16 protein-coding genes are annotated in these 15,630 nt (G+C 66.3%); 11 read left to right on the forward strand and 5 right to left on the reverse strand.

Annotated features, from left to right (window positions below; all coding sequences use genetic code 11):
- Nucleotides 1-259: 259 nt before the first annotated feature.
- Nucleotides 260-1,615 (forward strand): NAD(P)/FAD-dependent oxidoreductase, encoded by a 1,356-nt coding sequence (locus ACT6UX_RS26390; protein ID WP_444778132.1) that lies wholly within the window; start codon nt 260-262, stop codon nt 1,613-1,615.
- A gap of 23 nt (nt 1,616-1,638) precedes the next feature.
- On the opposite strand, the gene ACT6UX_RS26395 is transcribed toward ACT6UX_RS26390, so the two are convergent.
- A complete protein-coding gene (locus ACT6UX_RS26395) occupies nt 1,639-1,920 on the reverse strand; it encodes a hypothetical protein (RefSeq protein WP_444778133.1) in 282 nt (93 codons plus the stop codon).
- Between the two features lie 158 nt (nt 1,921-2,078).
- On the opposite strand from ACT6UX_RS26395, the gene ACT6UX_RS26400 reads away from it, so the two are divergent.
- Nucleotides 2,079-2,687 carry a TetR/AcrR family transcriptional regulator gene (locus ACT6UX_RS26400; RefSeq protein ID WP_444778134.1) on the forward strand — a complete coding sequence of 203 codons (609 nt, stop codon included), beginning with the start codon at nt 2,079-2,081 and terminating at the stop codon, nt 2,685-2,687.
- On the opposite strand, the gene ACT6UX_RS26405 is transcribed toward ACT6UX_RS26400, so the two are convergent.
- Nucleotides 2,684-3,610 (reverse strand): fatty acid desaturase, encoded by a 927-nt coding sequence (locus ACT6UX_RS26405; protein ID WP_444778135.1) that lies wholly within the window; start codon nt 3,608-3,610, stop codon nt 2,684-2,686. The genes ACT6UX_RS26400 and ACT6UX_RS26405 overlap by 4 nt on opposite strands.
- A 138-nt stretch (nt 3,611-3,748) precedes the next feature.
- Between ACT6UX_RS26405 and ACT6UX_RS26410 the strand changes: the two genes are divergently transcribed.
- The 8 genes from ACT6UX_RS26410 to ACT6UX_RS26445 all read left to right on the forward strand — a co-directional run bounded on the left by ACT6UX_RS26410 (nt 3,749) and on the right by ACT6UX_RS26445 (nt 11,656).
- Complete coding sequence (locus ACT6UX_RS26410) at nt 3,749-3,961, forward strand: hypothetical protein (protein ID WP_444778136.1); 213 nt, start codon at nt 3,749-3,751, stop codon at nt 3,959-3,961.
- 23 nt (nt 3,962-3,984) lie between these two features.
- Nucleotides 3,985-4,227 carry a hypothetical protein gene (locus ACT6UX_RS26415; RefSeq protein WP_444778137.1) on the forward strand — a complete coding sequence of 81 codons (243 nt, stop codon included), beginning with the start codon at nt 3,985-3,987 and terminating at the stop codon, nt 4,225-4,227.
- Between the two features lie 101 nt (nt 4,228-4,328).
- Complete coding sequence (locus ACT6UX_RS26420; protein WP_444778138.1) at nt 4,329-5,915, forward strand: cytochrome ubiquinol oxidase subunit I; 1,587 nt, start codon at nt 4,329-4,331, stop codon at nt 5,913-5,915.
- A gap of 12 nt (nt 5,916-5,927) precedes the next feature.
- A complete protein-coding gene (gene cydB / locus ACT6UX_RS26425; RefSeq protein WP_444778139.1) occupies nt 5,928-7,061 on the forward strand; it encodes a cytochrome d ubiquinol oxidase subunit II in 1,134 nt (377 codons plus the stop codon).
- Nucleotides 7,062-7,073: 12 nt separating this feature from the next.
- The gene (locus ACT6UX_RS26430; RefSeq protein WP_444778140.1) at nt 7,074-7,328 is read left to right on the forward strand and encodes a hypothetical protein; all 255 of its coding nucleotides are present in this window, start codon (nt 7,074-7,076) and stop codon (nt 7,326-7,328) included.
- A gap of 18 nt (nt 7,329-7,346) precedes the next feature.
- Nucleotides 7,347-9,113, forward strand: coding sequence for a thiol reductant ABC exporter subunit CydD (gene cydD, locus ACT6UX_RS26435; RefSeq protein ID WP_444778141.1), 1,767 nt, complete (start codon nt 7,347-7,349; stop codon nt 9,111-9,113).
- Nucleotides 9,110-10,789 (forward strand): thiol reductant ABC exporter subunit CydC, encoded by a 1,680-nt coding sequence (cydC, locus tag ACT6UX_RS26440; protein WP_444778142.1) that lies wholly within the window; start codon nt 9,110-9,112, stop codon nt 10,787-10,789. Before cydD ends, cydC begins: the two co-directional genes overlap by 4 nt.
- 159 nt (nt 10,790-10,948) lie before the next feature.
- Complete coding sequence (locus ACT6UX_RS26445; protein WP_444778143.1) at nt 10,949-11,656, forward strand: DUF4198 domain-containing protein; 708 nt, start codon at nt 10,949-10,951, stop codon at nt 11,654-11,656.
- A gap of 4 nt (nt 11,657-11,660) precedes the next feature.
- Here the strand turns inward: ACT6UX_RS26445 and ACT6UX_RS26450 are convergent, their stop codons facing one another.
- Nucleotides 11,661-12,131 carry a hypothetical protein gene (locus tag ACT6UX_RS26450; protein ID WP_444778144.1) on the reverse strand — a complete coding sequence of 157 codons (471 nt, stop codon included), beginning with the start codon at nt 12,129-12,131 and terminating at the stop codon, nt 11,661-11,663.
- Between the two features lie 346 nt (nt 12,132-12,477).
- On the opposite strand from ACT6UX_RS26450, the gene ACT6UX_RS26455 reads away from it, so the two are divergent.
- Complete coding sequence (locus ACT6UX_RS26455) at nt 12,478-13,470, forward strand: hypothetical protein (protein WP_444778145.1); 993 nt, start codon at nt 12,478-12,480, stop codon at nt 13,468-13,470.
- Between the two features lie 113 nt (nt 13,471-13,583).
- Here ACT6UX_RS26455 and ACT6UX_RS26460 read toward each other — a convergent pair whose 3' ends face one another.
- Both ACT6UX_RS26460 and ACT6UX_RS26465 read right to left on the reverse strand, forming a co-directional pair.
- Nucleotides 13,584-14,414: an enoyl-CoA hydratase gene (locus tag ACT6UX_RS26460; RefSeq protein WP_444778146.1), complete on the reverse strand. Its 831-nt coding sequence runs from the start codon at nt 14,412-14,414 to the stop codon at nt 13,584-13,586.
- Nucleotides 14,411-15,592 (reverse strand): amidohydrolase family protein, encoded by a 1,182-nt coding sequence (locus tag ACT6UX_RS26465; RefSeq protein WP_444778147.1) that lies wholly within the window; start codon nt 15,590-15,592, stop codon nt 14,411-14,413. The genes ACT6UX_RS26460 and ACT6UX_RS26465 overlap by 4 nt, the downstream gene beginning before the upstream one ends.
- Nucleotides 15,593-15,630: the final 38 nt, after the last annotated feature.

Here is a 15,630-nt window from a genome sequence, read left to right on the forward strand (position 1 = left end):
GTACTGTGTCTCAAGGCACGGGAGAGTAGGTCGCTGCCGGATCTTCCGAACGCTAAGGTACACATTCCGACAAAACGCGCGCTCAGCGCACCCATGCAAACCGACATTCTTACGGCGCCTGCCGATGGGATGTCGGTTTTTTCTTGTCTGGCGCCTGTGCCCGTAAGCGCACGAGCAGACGGAGTTCCCGGGCCGTCCGAACAGTCCGCAACCCATGCCGCGACGGAGCATTGGCAGGGCGAGCAGCCCAGGAGCGCCAATGCCCGACCCAAGGACCCCGCGAGGCCCAGCGCCTTCGGTAGACCGGACGCCCGCGGCCGTCGGCGACGCACGGCATGTCGTGATCGTGGGAGCGGGCTTCGGCGGCCTCGCCTGCGCGCAGGAACTCGCGGGCAGCCCGGTCCGCGTCACGGTGATCGATCGGCGCAATCACCATCTGTTCCAGCCGCTCCTCTATCAGGTCGCGACGGCTGCCCTGTCGCCAGCCGACATCGCGAGCCCGGTACGGAGCATTCTCTCGCGCGCCCGCAACATCGACGTCGTGATGGGGGAAGTCCGAGCCATCGATCACGCCAGGCGTCGCCTGCTGTTGGCGGATGGCGGCCACGTCCCGTTCGGTACGCTCGTTCTCGCCACCGGCTCCGCCTACAACTATTTCGGCCACGACGAATGGGCGCGCCATGCGCCCGGCCTGAAATCGATTCGCGACGCGCGCCGGCTGCGTGCCGGGTTGCTCCGAAGCTTCGAGGAGGCCGAAAGCTATGCTTGTCCCGGGCGGCGCTCAGCCCTGCTCACCACGGTGATCGTCGGCGGCGGTCCGACCGGCGTCGAGATGGCGGGCGCCGTCGCCGAGCTCGCTCGCTTCACCTTGCGCCGCGACTTCCGACGGATCGATTCGCACGAGGCCAGGATCATTCTGGTGGAGGCCGGGCCGCGCTTGCTCGCGTCCTTCTCGGAGGAGACCTCCGACTATGCCGCAGCCCGCCTGCGCGGTCTGGGCGTCGAGGTGAGGCTGGGCGCCAAAGTGACGGACGTCTCCGAAGGGGCGGTCATGATCGACGGCCAGCAGATCGCGGCGGCGAATCTCATCTGGGCCGCTGGCATTCGCGCGCTCGAGCCCGCGTCGCTCGGCTTCGAGGTCGACGGCGCGGGTCGCATCGAGGTGGCGGAGGATCTCTCGGTGCCGGGTCTGGCCGGCGTCTTCGCGCTGGGCGATGCCGCGAGCTTCTGTCAGGCCGATCGCCCGCTGCCGGCGCTGGCGCAGGTGGCGCGTCAGCAGGGTACGCATCTTGGACAAGCGCTTCTGGCCGGAACGACGCGTCCTTTTCACTATGTGTCGCGCGGCGACACCGCCGTCATCGGGAGGCATGCCGCGGTCTTCGAGACCGGGCGCTGGCATCTGCGCGGCCGCGTCGCCTGGCTCCTGTGGGCGCTGGTCCATATCTATCTTCTCGTGGGAGGCGAAAAGCGTCTCCAGGTCGGGCTGAAATGGCTCTGGCGCTATGTAACGTTCGAGCGTGGGGCGCGGCTGATCGACGAAGAAGAGGTCACTCGACGCGGGCCGGGGCATTCGACAGGGGACGGCGAAACGCCCGGCACGAAAAGCGGCCGATAGTGCCGCGCGGCCAGCAGCAACGATCAGTGGCGTTCGCTGCGATAGACCAGCAGCATCAAGCCGATGCCCAAGCCCAGCGTCGCGATGATCCCGAGCGCCATGGCACCATAACCGAGACCCGTCACTTCCCCGAAGTCAGGGTCGCCCGCTGTCTGCCATCCCGAGACCCCGAACCAAACGGCGAGCGCGAGGAGTCCGACGAGGCATAGCACGAGCAGCCACGTGCCCAGCCCATATCGGCGTCCGGGAGCCTTATCGCCAGTGGTCCTGGAAGCGATGTCGTCCTTGGGGCGGCTGACGTTCATGGTCCACTCCTGGTGAGTTGCGGCGCAGGCATCACATTCCAATTCCCCAACGAGCCATTTGTTGCGCAGCCTTCGGTTTCGGGCCGCGCCGCCTGGGAGAACACGAGCCTGGTCGTTCGCCGCTTGCCGAGGCTCCCCGGGCCCGCATAGGTAGACCGATGATTTCCGCCGCGCCCGCGTCCAGTTCAGGGACCGCTGCCCGTCGTCCCGGCCGGCCGCGTTCGACGGCGGCGCAACAGGCGATCCTCAAGGGGGCCTATCGTCTGATGGCGACACAGGGCCTGTCCGCGACGACCTACGAGCGCGTGGCGGCCGCTACCGGCGTTTCAAAAGTGACCATCTACAAATGGTGGCCTCGCCGCGAAGCGCTCCTCGTCGATGCCTTCCTCGACGAGGCCCGCTCGTTCCTGCCGCTGCCCTTGCAGGGTGACCCGGTTTCGATCGTTCGCGCCCATGCGGCAGCCTACGTCGCGGCCCTGAACGGCGCCTTCGGCAGGGTCCAGCTCGCCGTCATCGCCGAATGTATCGGGACGACGGGGACGGCGACGACCTTCGGCGAGCGCTATCTCGGCGAACGCCGCGCGGCAGGCGTCGCCATCCTCAGGCGGGCGCAGAAGGAAGGCCTCATCCGGGCCGCCGATCCGCCGGCCGATCTCTACGACATGATCTACGGCACGCTGTTCTATCAATCGAGTTTCGGGCTGAAGCGGCTCACGGCCGGGGCGGCGCGCCGGCTGGTCGACCGGGTGCTCCGGCCGCTCGACTAGGCCTGCAATCGCAGCGCACGCCAGGCCGCTGTCATCGAGCGCGGATACCCCGCTTCGGTGTGCCGAAGTCCTGCTGCAACGAGCGCATTTGCTGCGGGCAGGGCGTGGAACGGCACCGACGGATAGGCGTGATGCTCGGCATGGTAAGGCATGTTCCACGCGAACCAGCGGACGATGGCGTTGGTGTAGGTGGTTCGTGTGTTCTCCAGGGCAGACCGGCTGCGGCCGCATCCCGTATGCTCGGTATAGAGATAGGGACGCAGCGCGAACTGGCCGATCAGGAGCGGGCCGAGCCAGACCGTCAGGATGAGCGGAGAGCGAAACAGCAGTGAGGCCACCGCGAGTCCCGCGTAGGCCGCAAGATAGAGACGCGCCTCACGCACGATCAGCGCCCTCTTGTCGGCAGGAACCCACGGCAGCGTGCTGGTCCCCGTAAGCGCATGGCGCAACAGCACACGAAACCGGCCGTAGATCTGAAGGGCGCCTGAGAAGGCCAGCAGGCGCTGCCACAGCGAGCCGGCGGACGGCATGACGGCGAGTTCCGGATCGTGGGCCTCGTCCTGCGTGTGCCGGTGATGAGCCCAGTGGAAGACTCGGTAATATTCCCAGGGAAAGCAGATCGCGAGGCCGCACAGATGGCCGAACACGGTGTTCAATCTTTCGGTCCTGAACGCCGTCCGGTGCACGGTCTCGTGCAGCGGCATGAACAGGAATGCCGTGAGGAGGCCTTGTGTTGCCATGAAGGGCAGGGCCCAGACGAATCCCCAGGCCTCGGAAACCGCAATGCCCGCTGCGGCCAGTGCAAGGACCAAGCCGAGGTGTGTCGCCATCCGGATCACGGCCGGACCGTCGCGCCGTGCCGAGAGCTCGCGCAGGCGCCTGGCGTCGATCCGCACGGTCCGGGCCGTCGCGTCGAAGCTCATCGAGGGTCCCTCATATATACTGTACGGAACGTACAGAAACACACGGGGATCTGCAATGCTCCGTCCCCGCCCTGCCGTCGCCGCTCGGAGCCTGACCGGCCGGCCATGCTGCTTTCCCTTTCTCTCGCGACAGGCGCCATGCCAATTTCCTCCCGTGCAGGACCGGGGAGGGGACTTGCGCCGGTCGACCTCCGGATTCTCCAGGAAGCGGCCAAGCGCGCCCATCTCGGCATCGTCATCCTTCCCATGGGACGGGCGGCCGCAGAATCCGATCTCGCCGCCGGCAGGGTCGATCTGCTTCTTCCCGACGCGGTCGCGACGCGCGCCCGCCCGATGGCGGCGCTGGCGTAGGACTGTCGGTCGATGGGATCCAGGTGGGGGCGGGCCACCTGCCGCGGCTGCTGTTCATCATCTCGACGCAAGGCATGGACATCGGCCGGAGCCTGTCACCCGTGAATGCCGACTATACGGCCCCCTTCACCTACACGGGAAAGATCATGAGCGTTGCTTTCGAGGTGCCGCGCACTTTTCCTGCCGGCGAGGTGAGGGCGCACGCGCGGACAGAGATGTCACGACAACAGCGCGAGAACGTCTGCAGCGGACGGGCGGCGGTTTGATCCGGGTCAAGTGATTCTGACACGTGAATGAGGTATCCTTCCTCGCACCGTGCCTGGCCGTACTCTCCAGGTCGGGGAGCACGGGGGAGAGGGTCTGATCGATGGTGAATGATTTCGTAGTGGATTTGTCGCGCGCTCAGTTTGCCGCCACAGCCCTCTACCATTTCCTGTTCGTGCCGCTGACTCTGGGCCTCACCGTGATGCTGGCGGTGATGGAAACCATCTATGTGACCACGGGGCGCGAGATCTACAAGCAGATGGCCCAGTTCTGGACCCGACTGCTGCTGATCAACTTCGCCCTGGGCGTTGCCACGGGTCTGACCATGGAGTTCCAGTTCGGCACCAACTGGTCCTTCTATTCGAGCTTCGTCGGCGACACCTTCGGCGCGCCGCTGGCGATCGAAGGCCTGATGGCCTTCTTCCTGGAATCCACCTTCATCGGGCTGATGGTGTTCGGCTGGGACAAAATGTCCAAGGCCCAGCACCTCATCGTGACATACGCCGTCGCCCTGGGATCGAACTTCTCGGCGCTGTGGATCCTGGTCGCGAACAGCTTCATGCAGCATCCGCAGGGGGCCGAGTTCAATCCCATCACCATGCGCATGGAACTGCAGAACTTCGGCGCGCTGTTCTTCAACTCCGATGCCCAGTCCAAGTTCGTCCACACCGTGCTCGCGGGCTACGTGACGGCGGCCATTTTCGTCTGCGGCATCAGCGCCTGGTACATGCTGAAGGGGCGCCATCTCGATCTCGCGCGGCGCTCGTTCCGCGTCGCGGCGGTGTTCGGGATGCTGGGCGGCGGCGGCGTCATCACGCTGGGCGATGCGCTGGGTTACGTGGGCGCCAAGGTCCAGCCGACCAAGCTCGCCGCGATGGAGGCCTTGTGGACGGCCGAGAAGGCGCCGATGGCGTTCAACGCCATCGCCTTCCCGAACCAGGCCGAGCAGAAAAACTATTTCACGGTCCGCATTCCCGCGATGCTGTCGATCCTGGTCACGCATTCTCTCGACGGTGTGGTGCCGGCGATCGACCAGCTCGAGGTCCAGGCGCAGGAGCGCATCCGTAACGGTATCCCGGCCGTCCAGGCGATGGAGAAATTGAGCGCCAATCCTCGCGACGAAGCCGCGCTCGACCAGTTCAAGGAGCACGGCAAGGACGTGGGATACGGCTTACTCGTGCTGCGTTATGCCCCCCAGGGCGACCTGACGAAGATCACGGATGCCGACATCGTCCGCGCCGCGCGCGACACGATTCCTGACGTGTCGATCGTCTTCTGGTCCTTCCGCATCATGGTGGCCTTCGGCCTGCTGATGCTGGCCTATCTCGTGCTGGCGACGCTGATGACCCTCGCCAACCAGGTCGAGCGGCAGCGCTGGTTCCAGTGGGCCGCCCTGCTGATGGTGCCGGTGCCATTCCTCGCCTGCGAGTTCGGCTGGCTGGTCGCCGAGGTCGGCCGCCAACCCTGGACGGTCAACGACATGCTGCCAACGTGGCTTTCGGCGTCGACTCACAGCGTCGCCTACATGGTGTTCTCGCTGTCGGGCTTCATCCTGCTCTACACCGCCTTTGCGATCGTCGAGATCTACCTGATGCTCCTGTTCATCCGGAAGGGACCGGAAGAGCACGGCGCCGGTCATGCCGCTGCCGCGGGCCTTCCGTCGGCCGGCCGCAAGCTCGCGGCCCAGTAAAGGAGACGCATCATGGAAACCTACATGATTCTCCTCGTCGTCTGGTGGGTCCTGCTCGGCGTGCTGCTGACGGGCATCGGCGCCATGGTCGGCATGGACATGGGCGTCGGTACCCTGCTCCGCTATGTCGGGAGAACCGACGCCGAGCGACGGGTGGCGCTGAACGTCATCGGGCCGCACTGGGACGGCAACCAGGTGTGGTTCATCCTGGGGGGCGGCGCGATCTTCGCCGCCTGGCCGCTGGTCTATGCGACCGCCTTCTCCGGCTTCTACATCGTCATGCTGCTCCTGCTGTGGAGCATGATCCTGCGGCCGCTGGGCTTCGAGTATCGCAGCAAGCTGCCGTCGCCCGTCTGGCGCGGTGTCTGGGACACGGCCCTGTTCCTGAGCGGCCTCTTGCCGATGGTGGTGTTCGGCGCAGCGATCGGCAATGTGCTGCAGGGCGTCCCGTTCCATTTCGACTGGCGCCTGACGTCCTTCTACACCGGCAGCTTCCTGTGGCTGTTCAATCCCTTCGCCGTCCTGTGCGGGCTGATGTCGGTCGCGCTCGCCGTCTACATGGGCGGCTCCTGCCTCGCCAGCGGCGCTGAAGACCCGGTCGGTGCGCGCGCCCGGCGTGCCGCAATCGCCGGCGGCCTGGCGGCGCTGGTGATCTTCACGGTCGCGGGCTTCTGGGTCTCCACGATGGAGGGCTTCAAACTTGTGGCGGGCCCCGATCCGGGCGTGCCGCAGACGCCGCTGCATCAGCAGGTGACGCGGGTGCCGGGCGGGCTGCTGGCCAACTATGCCACGCACCCCGCGCTGTGGCTGCTGCCGGCACTGGTCTATGCCGGGCTTCTGCTGGGCGCATTGGCCCATGCGATCCGGCGGCCGATCCTCGCCTGGTGGTTGGGGGCTCTGGCCTGGATCGGCGTCATCGGCACGGTCGGGGCCGCCATGTTCCCCTTCATCATGCCGTCGTCCAGCAATCCTGCGCACAGCCTCACGCTCTGGAACTCCGGCTCGAGCCTCGTGACGCTGACCTGGATGGTGGGCTTCGTCGTGATCTTCATGCCGATCATCCTCTGGTACACGAGCTGGGCCTTCTGGGTGATGCGCGGCAAGGTTGGCGTGAAGCACGTCGAGACCTCGGACCACGCTTACTAGGGGAGGCCGGACATGTTCGTGCGCTACATCATCGCCATGGCGCTCGCGGCGCTGGCCATCCTGTTCGCCATCATCCTCGGTGACTACGGCCCCTGGTACCTGTCGTGGTTGCTCGGGACGGGCTTCATGGTGCTGGTCGCCGTCTCGGCGGGAGTGCTGTTCGAGGCGCAGGAAGACGCGGCCAAGGCGGCCCGCGGGCTTGGCGAGCCGCTGGACGTCACCAGCGCCGTCGATGCGCCCGCGTCTGCGCAACGGCCATTGCGCTGATCTGACGATCGCTTTGCCATGACAGGGACCCAGGCGGAGGCGCCTGGCCGTCGACGTGCCGGCGTCGAGCGCTGGCTGCGTGCCGAGATCGCGCAAGTGGCCAGGAGCGGCGTGCGGCGCGCGATCGTGCTGGGCGCCCTCGCGGCAGCCCTCGCCGTCCCGCAGGCCTGGCTGCTGGCGCACGCCATTGCCCCGGTCGTCATGGAGAAGGCGCCTGTCTCGTCAGCCCTGGTGTGGTTGCTGCCAGTGCTTCCGCTGCTGGTGCTGCGCTTCGTCCTCGCCACCGCGTCGGGCCGGGCGGCGCTTGCGGCGGCCGGCCGGGTGAAGGCCCGCATCCGCTCGGCGCTGCTGCGCCATCTGGCATCGCTGGGACCTGCGACGAGTGCGGGCCGCAGCACGGGCGAGGCTGCGACCGTGGCACTCGAAGGCGTCGACGCGCTCGACGCCTACGTGTCGCGCTTCCTGGCCCATCTCGGTGTGCTCGTCGTCCTGCCACCGCTCGTGCTGGTCGTCGTCCTGCCGCGCGACTGGATCTCCGGACTGGTGTTGCTTGTGACCGCGCCGGTCATTCCGGTCTTCATGGTCCTGCTGGGGCTCGGTGCCGAGCAGCTGAACCGCCGGCAGTGGTTGCGCCTGCTGCGCCTGTCCGGCCGGCTGCTCGACGGGTTGCAGCGGCTGACGACCTTGCGGCTGTTGAATGCCGGCGACCGCGAGGCCGAACGGCTCGCGGAAGCGGCCGAAGATTATCGACGCAGCACCATGGCGGTGCTGCGTGTCGCCTTCCTATCGGCGCTCGCGCTCGAATTCTTCGCGACCGTCGGCATCGCCCTGGTCGCGGTGCTGATCGGATTCCGTCTGCTCGATGGCACGCTCGGGTTCGAGGCGGGTTTCTTCGTGTTGCTGCTGGCGCCCGAATTCTATGCTCCGCTGCGCCAGCTCGGCCTCGACTATCACGCCCGCATGGAAGCCCTGGCGGCGGCCGAGCGTATCCTCGACCTGCAGGCCGAACCAGCGATGGCGGCCGGGCAGGAACGGCCCGGCCTCGGGGTTAGCCTCACGTTCGAGTGTGAAGGCGTGAGCTTCGCCTGGGCGCCGGGAAGGCCTGCACTCCAGGACTTCTCCCTGCGCCTCGTGCCGGGCGAGATCGTGGCGCTGGTCGGGCCGAGCGGCGCGGGCAAGAGCACGTTGCTCTCGCTGCTCATGGGCCTTCTGCGCCCGCAATCGGGTCGGGTGCTCGTCAACGGGCACGACCTCGCCACCCTCGATCCTGCGCACTGGCTCGGCCATGTCGCGGTCGTTCCACAGCGGCCGCACATGTTCGAGGGCAGCGTGCTCGACAACATCCGGCTGGGCGATCCCGACGCCGATCTCGAGCGCGTGCGTTCCGCGGCCCGACTGGCTGCGGCTGACGAATTCATCGGCGCGCTGCCGCAAGGCTACGACACGCCGCTCGGCGAGCATGGCGAGACGCTGTCGGGCGGTCAGGTCCAGCGTCTGGCGCTGGCACGCGCCTTCCTCAAGGATCAGGCTCGCGTGCTGCTGCTCGACGAGGGGACGGCCGGACTGGACCGTGGCACGGAAGCCGCGGTGGCCGACGCCATCCGTCGACTCGCGGCAGGCCGCACCACGCTGATCGTCACCCATCGCCTTGCCACCGTGCACCTCGCGGACCGCGTCGTGTTCCTCGATGAGGGCCGCATCGTGGAGCAGGGGGCGCGCGCGGCGTTGCAGGCGGACGATGGCCGCTTCGCCCGCCTTCTGCGTGACGCGGGGCTGGCGCCATGAGCGACATCGCGCTCGTTCGCCGCCTGCTCGGGCTCGCCCGTCCATGGCGCGGCTGGATGGGGCTCGCGGTCCTCGTTGCCTGCGCCACGGTGCTGGCGAGCGTCGCGCTGATGGGAATCGCCGGCTGGTTCATCGCCGCCATGGGAATCGCCGGCGTCACCACCGGGATGATGAACTATTTCCTCCCGGCGGCCGGCATCCGCTTCTTTGCCATCGTCCGTACCGGCGGACGCTATGGCGAGCGGCTGCTCAGTCACGAAGCCACCTTCCGGCTTCTGGCAGGTCTACGCCTCTGGTTGTTCCGAAGACTCATCCCTCTGTCGGCAGGGCAACTCCAGTCGCGGCGCGGCGGCGATCTCGCGGGCAGCCTCCAGGCCGATGTCGACACCCTGCAGCATGCCTATCTGCGTCTTGGCTCGCCGGTCGCCGTGGCGCTGGTGTGCGGCATCACGATCGTTCTGGTGGTCGCCACCCTGCATCCGCCGACGGCGCTGGCGCTCGCCGTCCTTCTGATCGTGGCCGGGGGCATCGTCCCCGCGCTGGCGCGCCGCGCCGCCACGCCCCCCGGAGCGGAAGCCGTCGCTGCGCGCGCCGCGCTGCGTGTCGCGACGGTCGACTTGCTGCAGGGCCTGACCGATCTCCGGGTCGCGGGCGCGGTCGAGCGTCACCTCACCGCCCTCGACGGTCTTGGGCAACGACTGGTCGACAATCAGTCGCGCGCCGCGAACGCCGGTGTGATGGCCGAGGCGGCGGTCGGTTTTTCGGCCGGCCTGGCCCTGTGGTCCGCCGCCGTGCTGGCCTCGGCGAGCGTTACGGCAGGAGGTCTTTTGCCCGAGGTTGCGCCCGCCCTCGTTCCAGCGCTCGCGCTCGCTGCCCTCGCGGCCTTCGAAGCGGTGGCGCCGCTGCCCGGCGCCATGGAGCGCTGGGGCGAGGTGAGGGCAGCGGCTCGCCGCATCTTCGCGCTCGCCGATCGGACCCCGGCCATCGTCGCCGGACCCGACCCGTCTCCCGCACCGCTCGACGCGAGCGTCGTCTTCTGCGCGGTGCGATTGCGTTACGCGCCCGATCTGCCGCCCGCGCTGGACGGGCTCGATCTCGCGATTGCCGATGGCCGCCACGTCGCCATCCTCGGACCGAGCGGTGCGGGCAAGAGCTCGCTCGGCCGGCTGCTGGTGCGCTTCTGGGAATATGAAGGCGAGATCCGGCTGGGCGGGCACGATCTGCGCCGCTATCGCCCGGACGACCTGCGTCGTCTCGTCGGCATCGCCACTCAGGACGCGCAACTCTTCAACGGCACGGTCCGCGACAATCTTCTGATGGCAGCGCCAGACGCGGATGCGACCGCACAGGAGCGAGCTTTGGAGGTCGTTCAACTCGCCGCCTTCGTGCGCGGCCTGCCGGACGGAATCGACACCTGGATCGGCGAGGCGGGCGCGCGCCTGTCCGCCGGTCAGGCCCGCCGCCTCGTGCTGGCGCGCGCGCTCCTGTGCAATCCTCGGATTCTGATCCTCGACGAACCGACCGAGAATCTCGACGCCGGCACCGCGCGCCGGCTCATCGCTTCCCTGCGCACGGCAACGGAAGGTCGCACTGTCATCCTGATCACGCACGATCCGCGGGCGGCGGCACAGTTCACGGATGAGATCGTTCAAATGGCAACCGGGCGCGTTTCCTAACGGCAGATCAGCGGGATCATCGAGCGGGTGAACGCCCGCAATTCGGACGCCGGGACGCCGAGCCGCGCCCGGATGCCCGCTTCATGCACCACGATTTGGATTGCGACTGGTAATTAATTGCGATCATGTTAGATGTTCGCCCTCGGAGGACATCGACCCATGCGTTTCGCCATCGCCGCCCTTTTGTGGCTCTCTTTCACCGGCGCCGCCGCGGCCCACGCGCTCTGGCTGGAGCCGGACGCCGGCGGCTACCAGCTCTATTACGGCGAATTCGGCGACAACCTGCGGGAGGGATCGCCCGGTCTGCTCGATCGCTTCGACCCGATGCCGGCCGCCAAGGCATTCGGTGCATCGGGCGACACGGCGCTGAAGGTCGAGAAGAAGCCGACCTCGTTTCAGTTCGGGGGCGCGCCCGATGGAACGGGTAGCGTCGTGGCCGAACTGGCGAGGGTCACCGAGCGCAAGCAGAACGACAAGGTCACGCGCACGCTCGGCCGCCTCTCCGCGCGTTACGTCGCCGACTTCAGCGAGCGCAAGCCGCTGATCCCGCTCGACATCGTGCCGACCGGCAAGCCGGGCAGCTTCAAGGTATTTTACGACGGCAAGCCGCTGCCCAAGGCCAAGGCGGAGGTCGTCACCGAGTTCGGCTGGACGAAGGAACTGAAGACCGACGAAGCCGGCGCCTTCGAGGTCGAACTACCGTGGAAGGGGACCTACGCCGTCGAGGTGGCCGTCGTCGACGCCACGCCGGGCACTCATGGCGCGGCGCCCTATGACACGATGCGCTTCGTGACGACCTTGACCTTCAAGGTATCGGACGGACTCGCGGCACCGGCCCGTCCGCCGGTCGTGACGCCGAAGCGCTGAACGATCAGCCCGGCTTCTTGTTGAGCACGCCGAAGCGATCCTTCGGCGCTTTCTCGCGGGCGGCCGCGCCGTAGGTTCCCATCTCGATGCGATGCGGGATGGTGAGCATGTAGTTCTTGAAGGCGTTCTCCATCGCCTGCCGCCAGCCCTGCGCATCCTGGGTCTCGTTGACCGAGGCCTTGGCGAGCTTCAGCGCATAAGGATCGCGCCCGCCTGTCGGCCGGACAGGGCACGCCTCGTCCTCGCCCGCACGCTCCTCCGCGATCCCCGCATCCTGATCCTCGACGAGCCGACGCAGAATGTCGACGCCGCCACCGCGCGCCGGCTCATCGCCTCCCTGCGCGCTGCCACGCAACGCCGCACAGTCATCCTGATCACCCACGATCCGCGGGCGGCCGCCGCGTCGTCGGATAGCCCCGCTCGACCAGGTGGTATTAGACAGCGTTCTCGCCACTTGCCGGGTGTTGAGGGTCAAGCGAGAGTGAGCCTCGGAGGGATCATGCAGTTCGGCTTTTGCGTAATTTTCGGGGTGCTGGCTACAGTTGCTGCGACGGGGACAGCGGCGCAGACGAGCGACGTTGGGCCTCCGCGCCCCGGCTCGTTGCAACACCGTCTTTGAAGGGACAATCGAACAACCAGGAGACGCCGGTTCTTCCAACTTAACCGTGTTCCGAAGAACCAGGGCAGGTCACGCCTTCAGTCGAAAGAGGAAGATTTCGATGACTCATACGAGGCGAACCCGGAGACACTTCGTTGCGGTCGCTGGCACTGCAGGGCTGGCGACTATGCTGTCCGGTTGTGCGCCAAGCGTGGGAGCACCGATGAAACAGAACCTGCCTCATCACTTTGCCCTGTCTCCGGATGGTGGAACGATTGTGGTCAACGGAGGAATCAAGGGAGCAGGATTATATGACTGGCGCACTGGCCAAATGCGCTACGTCCCGCTTCCTCCGGGCTTCGATGGCTTCGGCTGGGGGAGTTATTCTCCTGACGGCAAGAATCTTGTTGGCGTCGCAGGAATGGCGCGGCAGCATCCTCAGGTGACGCCCTGGATGCAGCTTGGGATCATTGATCTGGCGACTGAGAAGACCGTTACCTATTCCTTTTATTCGGGCCCGGGTGTCTTTCGAAGCCCTGTGTTTCGGCCGGACGGGAGAGCCGTCCTGTATGTGGAATCAGGGACCCTGTTCCTGTTCGACTTGAAAACGCGGAACTCAATAGCGCTTCTTTCGGCCGAGGACGGCTTCGCCTCAATCGACACACCAAGCTTCATCAGCACCGATACGGTCCTTTTTGTTGGAATGGGGCCTAGGAGTGCGGAGCGAAAGGAGACGGTGAAGAGGCTTGGTGCAAAATCGACTTTCATTTCCATACCTTATGTTCTTCGAGTTGGATCGAAGCCAGAAGTTGCGTATCCCGATTTCGTGAAGAGCCAGCTTTCCGATCGGTACGGGGGATTGCCTTCGCTCATGCCGGCTTCCCGCAACGGAGAACGTATCGCGTTCATCGGCCTATCCGGGAGCGAGAGCGCGCGTAAGGCCTATTTGTCTGGAGGCGTCGCTCGATACGACCTCTTCGTCATGGAGCACGGGCACGTGCGTCAAGTGACGCACCTGGAAAACTACATGGCTTACTGTGCCATCTCGGACGACGGGTCCACGGCAGCCTTCGGGCTTCACACAGGGCCGGTGGAGGCTGTGCTCAGCCTGGGGCGTGGAAGGATTCCCCTGGAGTTGACGATCGTGGATCTCAACACCGGTCAAGTGACACACACGGATTTTCTCAGGCGCGTGTACAGCGTTGCCAACAACTAGACTCGACGACAAGCGAATAGTCTGTGGAGCGATCCCAAAATCCTCACCTTCAGGGTACCCGACGGACTTGCAGGACCCGCGCGCGCCCGTCGTGACGTCCAAGCGCCGAGCGCTCACCCCGGCTTCTTGTTGAGCACGCCGAAGCGATCCTTCGGCGCTTTCTCGCGGGCGGCCGCGCCGTAGGTTCCCATCTCGATGCGATGCGGGATCGTGAGCATGTAGTTCTTGAAGGCGTTCTCCATCGCCTGCCGCCAGCCCTGCGCATCCTGGGTCTCGTTGACCGAGGCCTTGGCGAGCTTCAGCGCGTAGGGGTCGCGCTCGGCGATTCTTTGGGCGAGCGCCATCGTCTCTGCTTCGAGCCTGTCCCGCGACACGACGCGGTTCACGAGGCCCGCTTTCTCCGCGTCGGCGGCGCTGATGAAATCGCCGGTGAACAGATACTCCTTGGTCTTGCGCGGGCCGAAATCCCACGGCATCGAGAAATACTGCACGTGGCTGCCGCCCCACTTCACGGCGCGGTCGGCAAATTGCGCGTCCTCGCTGGCGATGATGATGTCGCAGGCCGAGGCGATCATCATGCCGCCCATGATGCAGTAGCCCTGGACCTGCGCGATGGTGGGCTTCGGCAGGTCGCGCCAGCGCATCGTGTTCTCGAAGAAGCGCTCCCACAGGCGGCGATACTCACCCTTGAAGCCGGGCTCCAGCGGCGTCTTCCTCTGGTCCTCCATCTCCTGCGGGCTGCCGAGATCGTGCCCGGCCGAAAAATGCTTGCCGGCGCCGGCCAGGATGATCACCCGCACGTCGTTGTCGTCGACCGCCGCCAGGAAAGCATGGTCGAGTTCCTCGAGCAGGATCCGACTCTGCGCGTTCAGCACATCGGGCCGGTTGGTCGTGATCTTGAGCACCGGTCCGGTGCGTTCTGTAAGAAGCGTCGAATAGGTCATGCGGCTGCCTGTACGGGATGGCGGAGTTCGGGCGCGAGACCGGCGCCCATCAGGTCGATGAAATTGTCACAATAGAAACGCTGCTTCTGCGCCTCGCCGATGCCGGCTTTCTCCATCGACGCCTCGAAGCGCTTGATCGGATGGCGGCCGCCCTCGACATGCGGGTAGTCGGAGGAGAAGAGGCAGACCTCGTCGCCGGTGTTGGCGATGATCCAGCCGGTATCCTCGTGCGGATAGGGCGTGACCCTGACCTGCCGCTGCACGAACTCGCTGGGCTTCAGCGACATCTTCTGCAGCCGCTCCTCGTTGCGATAGAAGGCGTTGTGCGCACTATCCATGTTGCGCATCCAGCCCGGCACCCAGGACGCGCCTTGTTCGATGACGCCGAATTTCAACGCGGGGAAACGGTCGAGCACTCGGTCGACGACCAGCGCCGTCAGAGCCTTCATCGGCGGATAGGCGATCGCCATGTAGTCGATCGACTTGAAGTTGTCGTCGCCGCCATGGAAGTCGGGGACCGGCGGTAGCCCATTGTTGAAGTAGGCGTCCTCCAGCAGCTTGCCGCCGCCGCCGACATGGAAAACGATCGGCAGGCCGGCCTCCTGCGCGACCGCCCACAGCGGATCGAGGCCGATATGGCTCGGCGAATGGCCGTCGGGACAGCGCGACGGGATCATCAGCGCCTTGGCGCCCATCTCGATCGCTTCGCGGGCGGCCTTCGCCGTGCGTTCGAAGTCCACCAGCGGCACATAGCCGGTCGGCAGCAGGCGGTGGTCGATCGAGCAGAACTCGACCATGTGGCGCGTATGGGCGCGCGCCACGGCATAGGTCAGCCCGACGTCGCGGCCGCCCTCCAGCACCGAGGAGTAATTGAGCAGCGCCGTGGTGAACATGAGCTGGCTGGCGAAGCCCAGCAGGTCGATCGAGCGCGGCCGGTCCTGGCGACTCGACGCGCCCAGCGCCTCCCAGTTCTTGCGCAGCATGATCTGTGCGTCGTCGAACGCCTGGCCCGGATCAGCCTTGAGCCGCGTGCTATGGAAACCCTCGTGGCGCGGGAACAGGACCTGGTCGGTGACCGCGGCGCGATGCCGGGCCTCCAGGTGCTCCTCGAGGAAGCCGGGCACTTCCATGATGTGCGCATCGGCGTCGTGAATGACGCGGCCGCTGGCGTAGGGCATCGTCTCCTCCAGTTCCTTGTCGTTTTGCGAGAGCTTAT

It is taken from the genome of Reyranella sp. (genome assembly GCF_052439685.1).
Lineage (GTDB): Bacteria > Pseudomonadota > Alphaproteobacteria > Reyranellales > Reyranellaceae > Reyranella.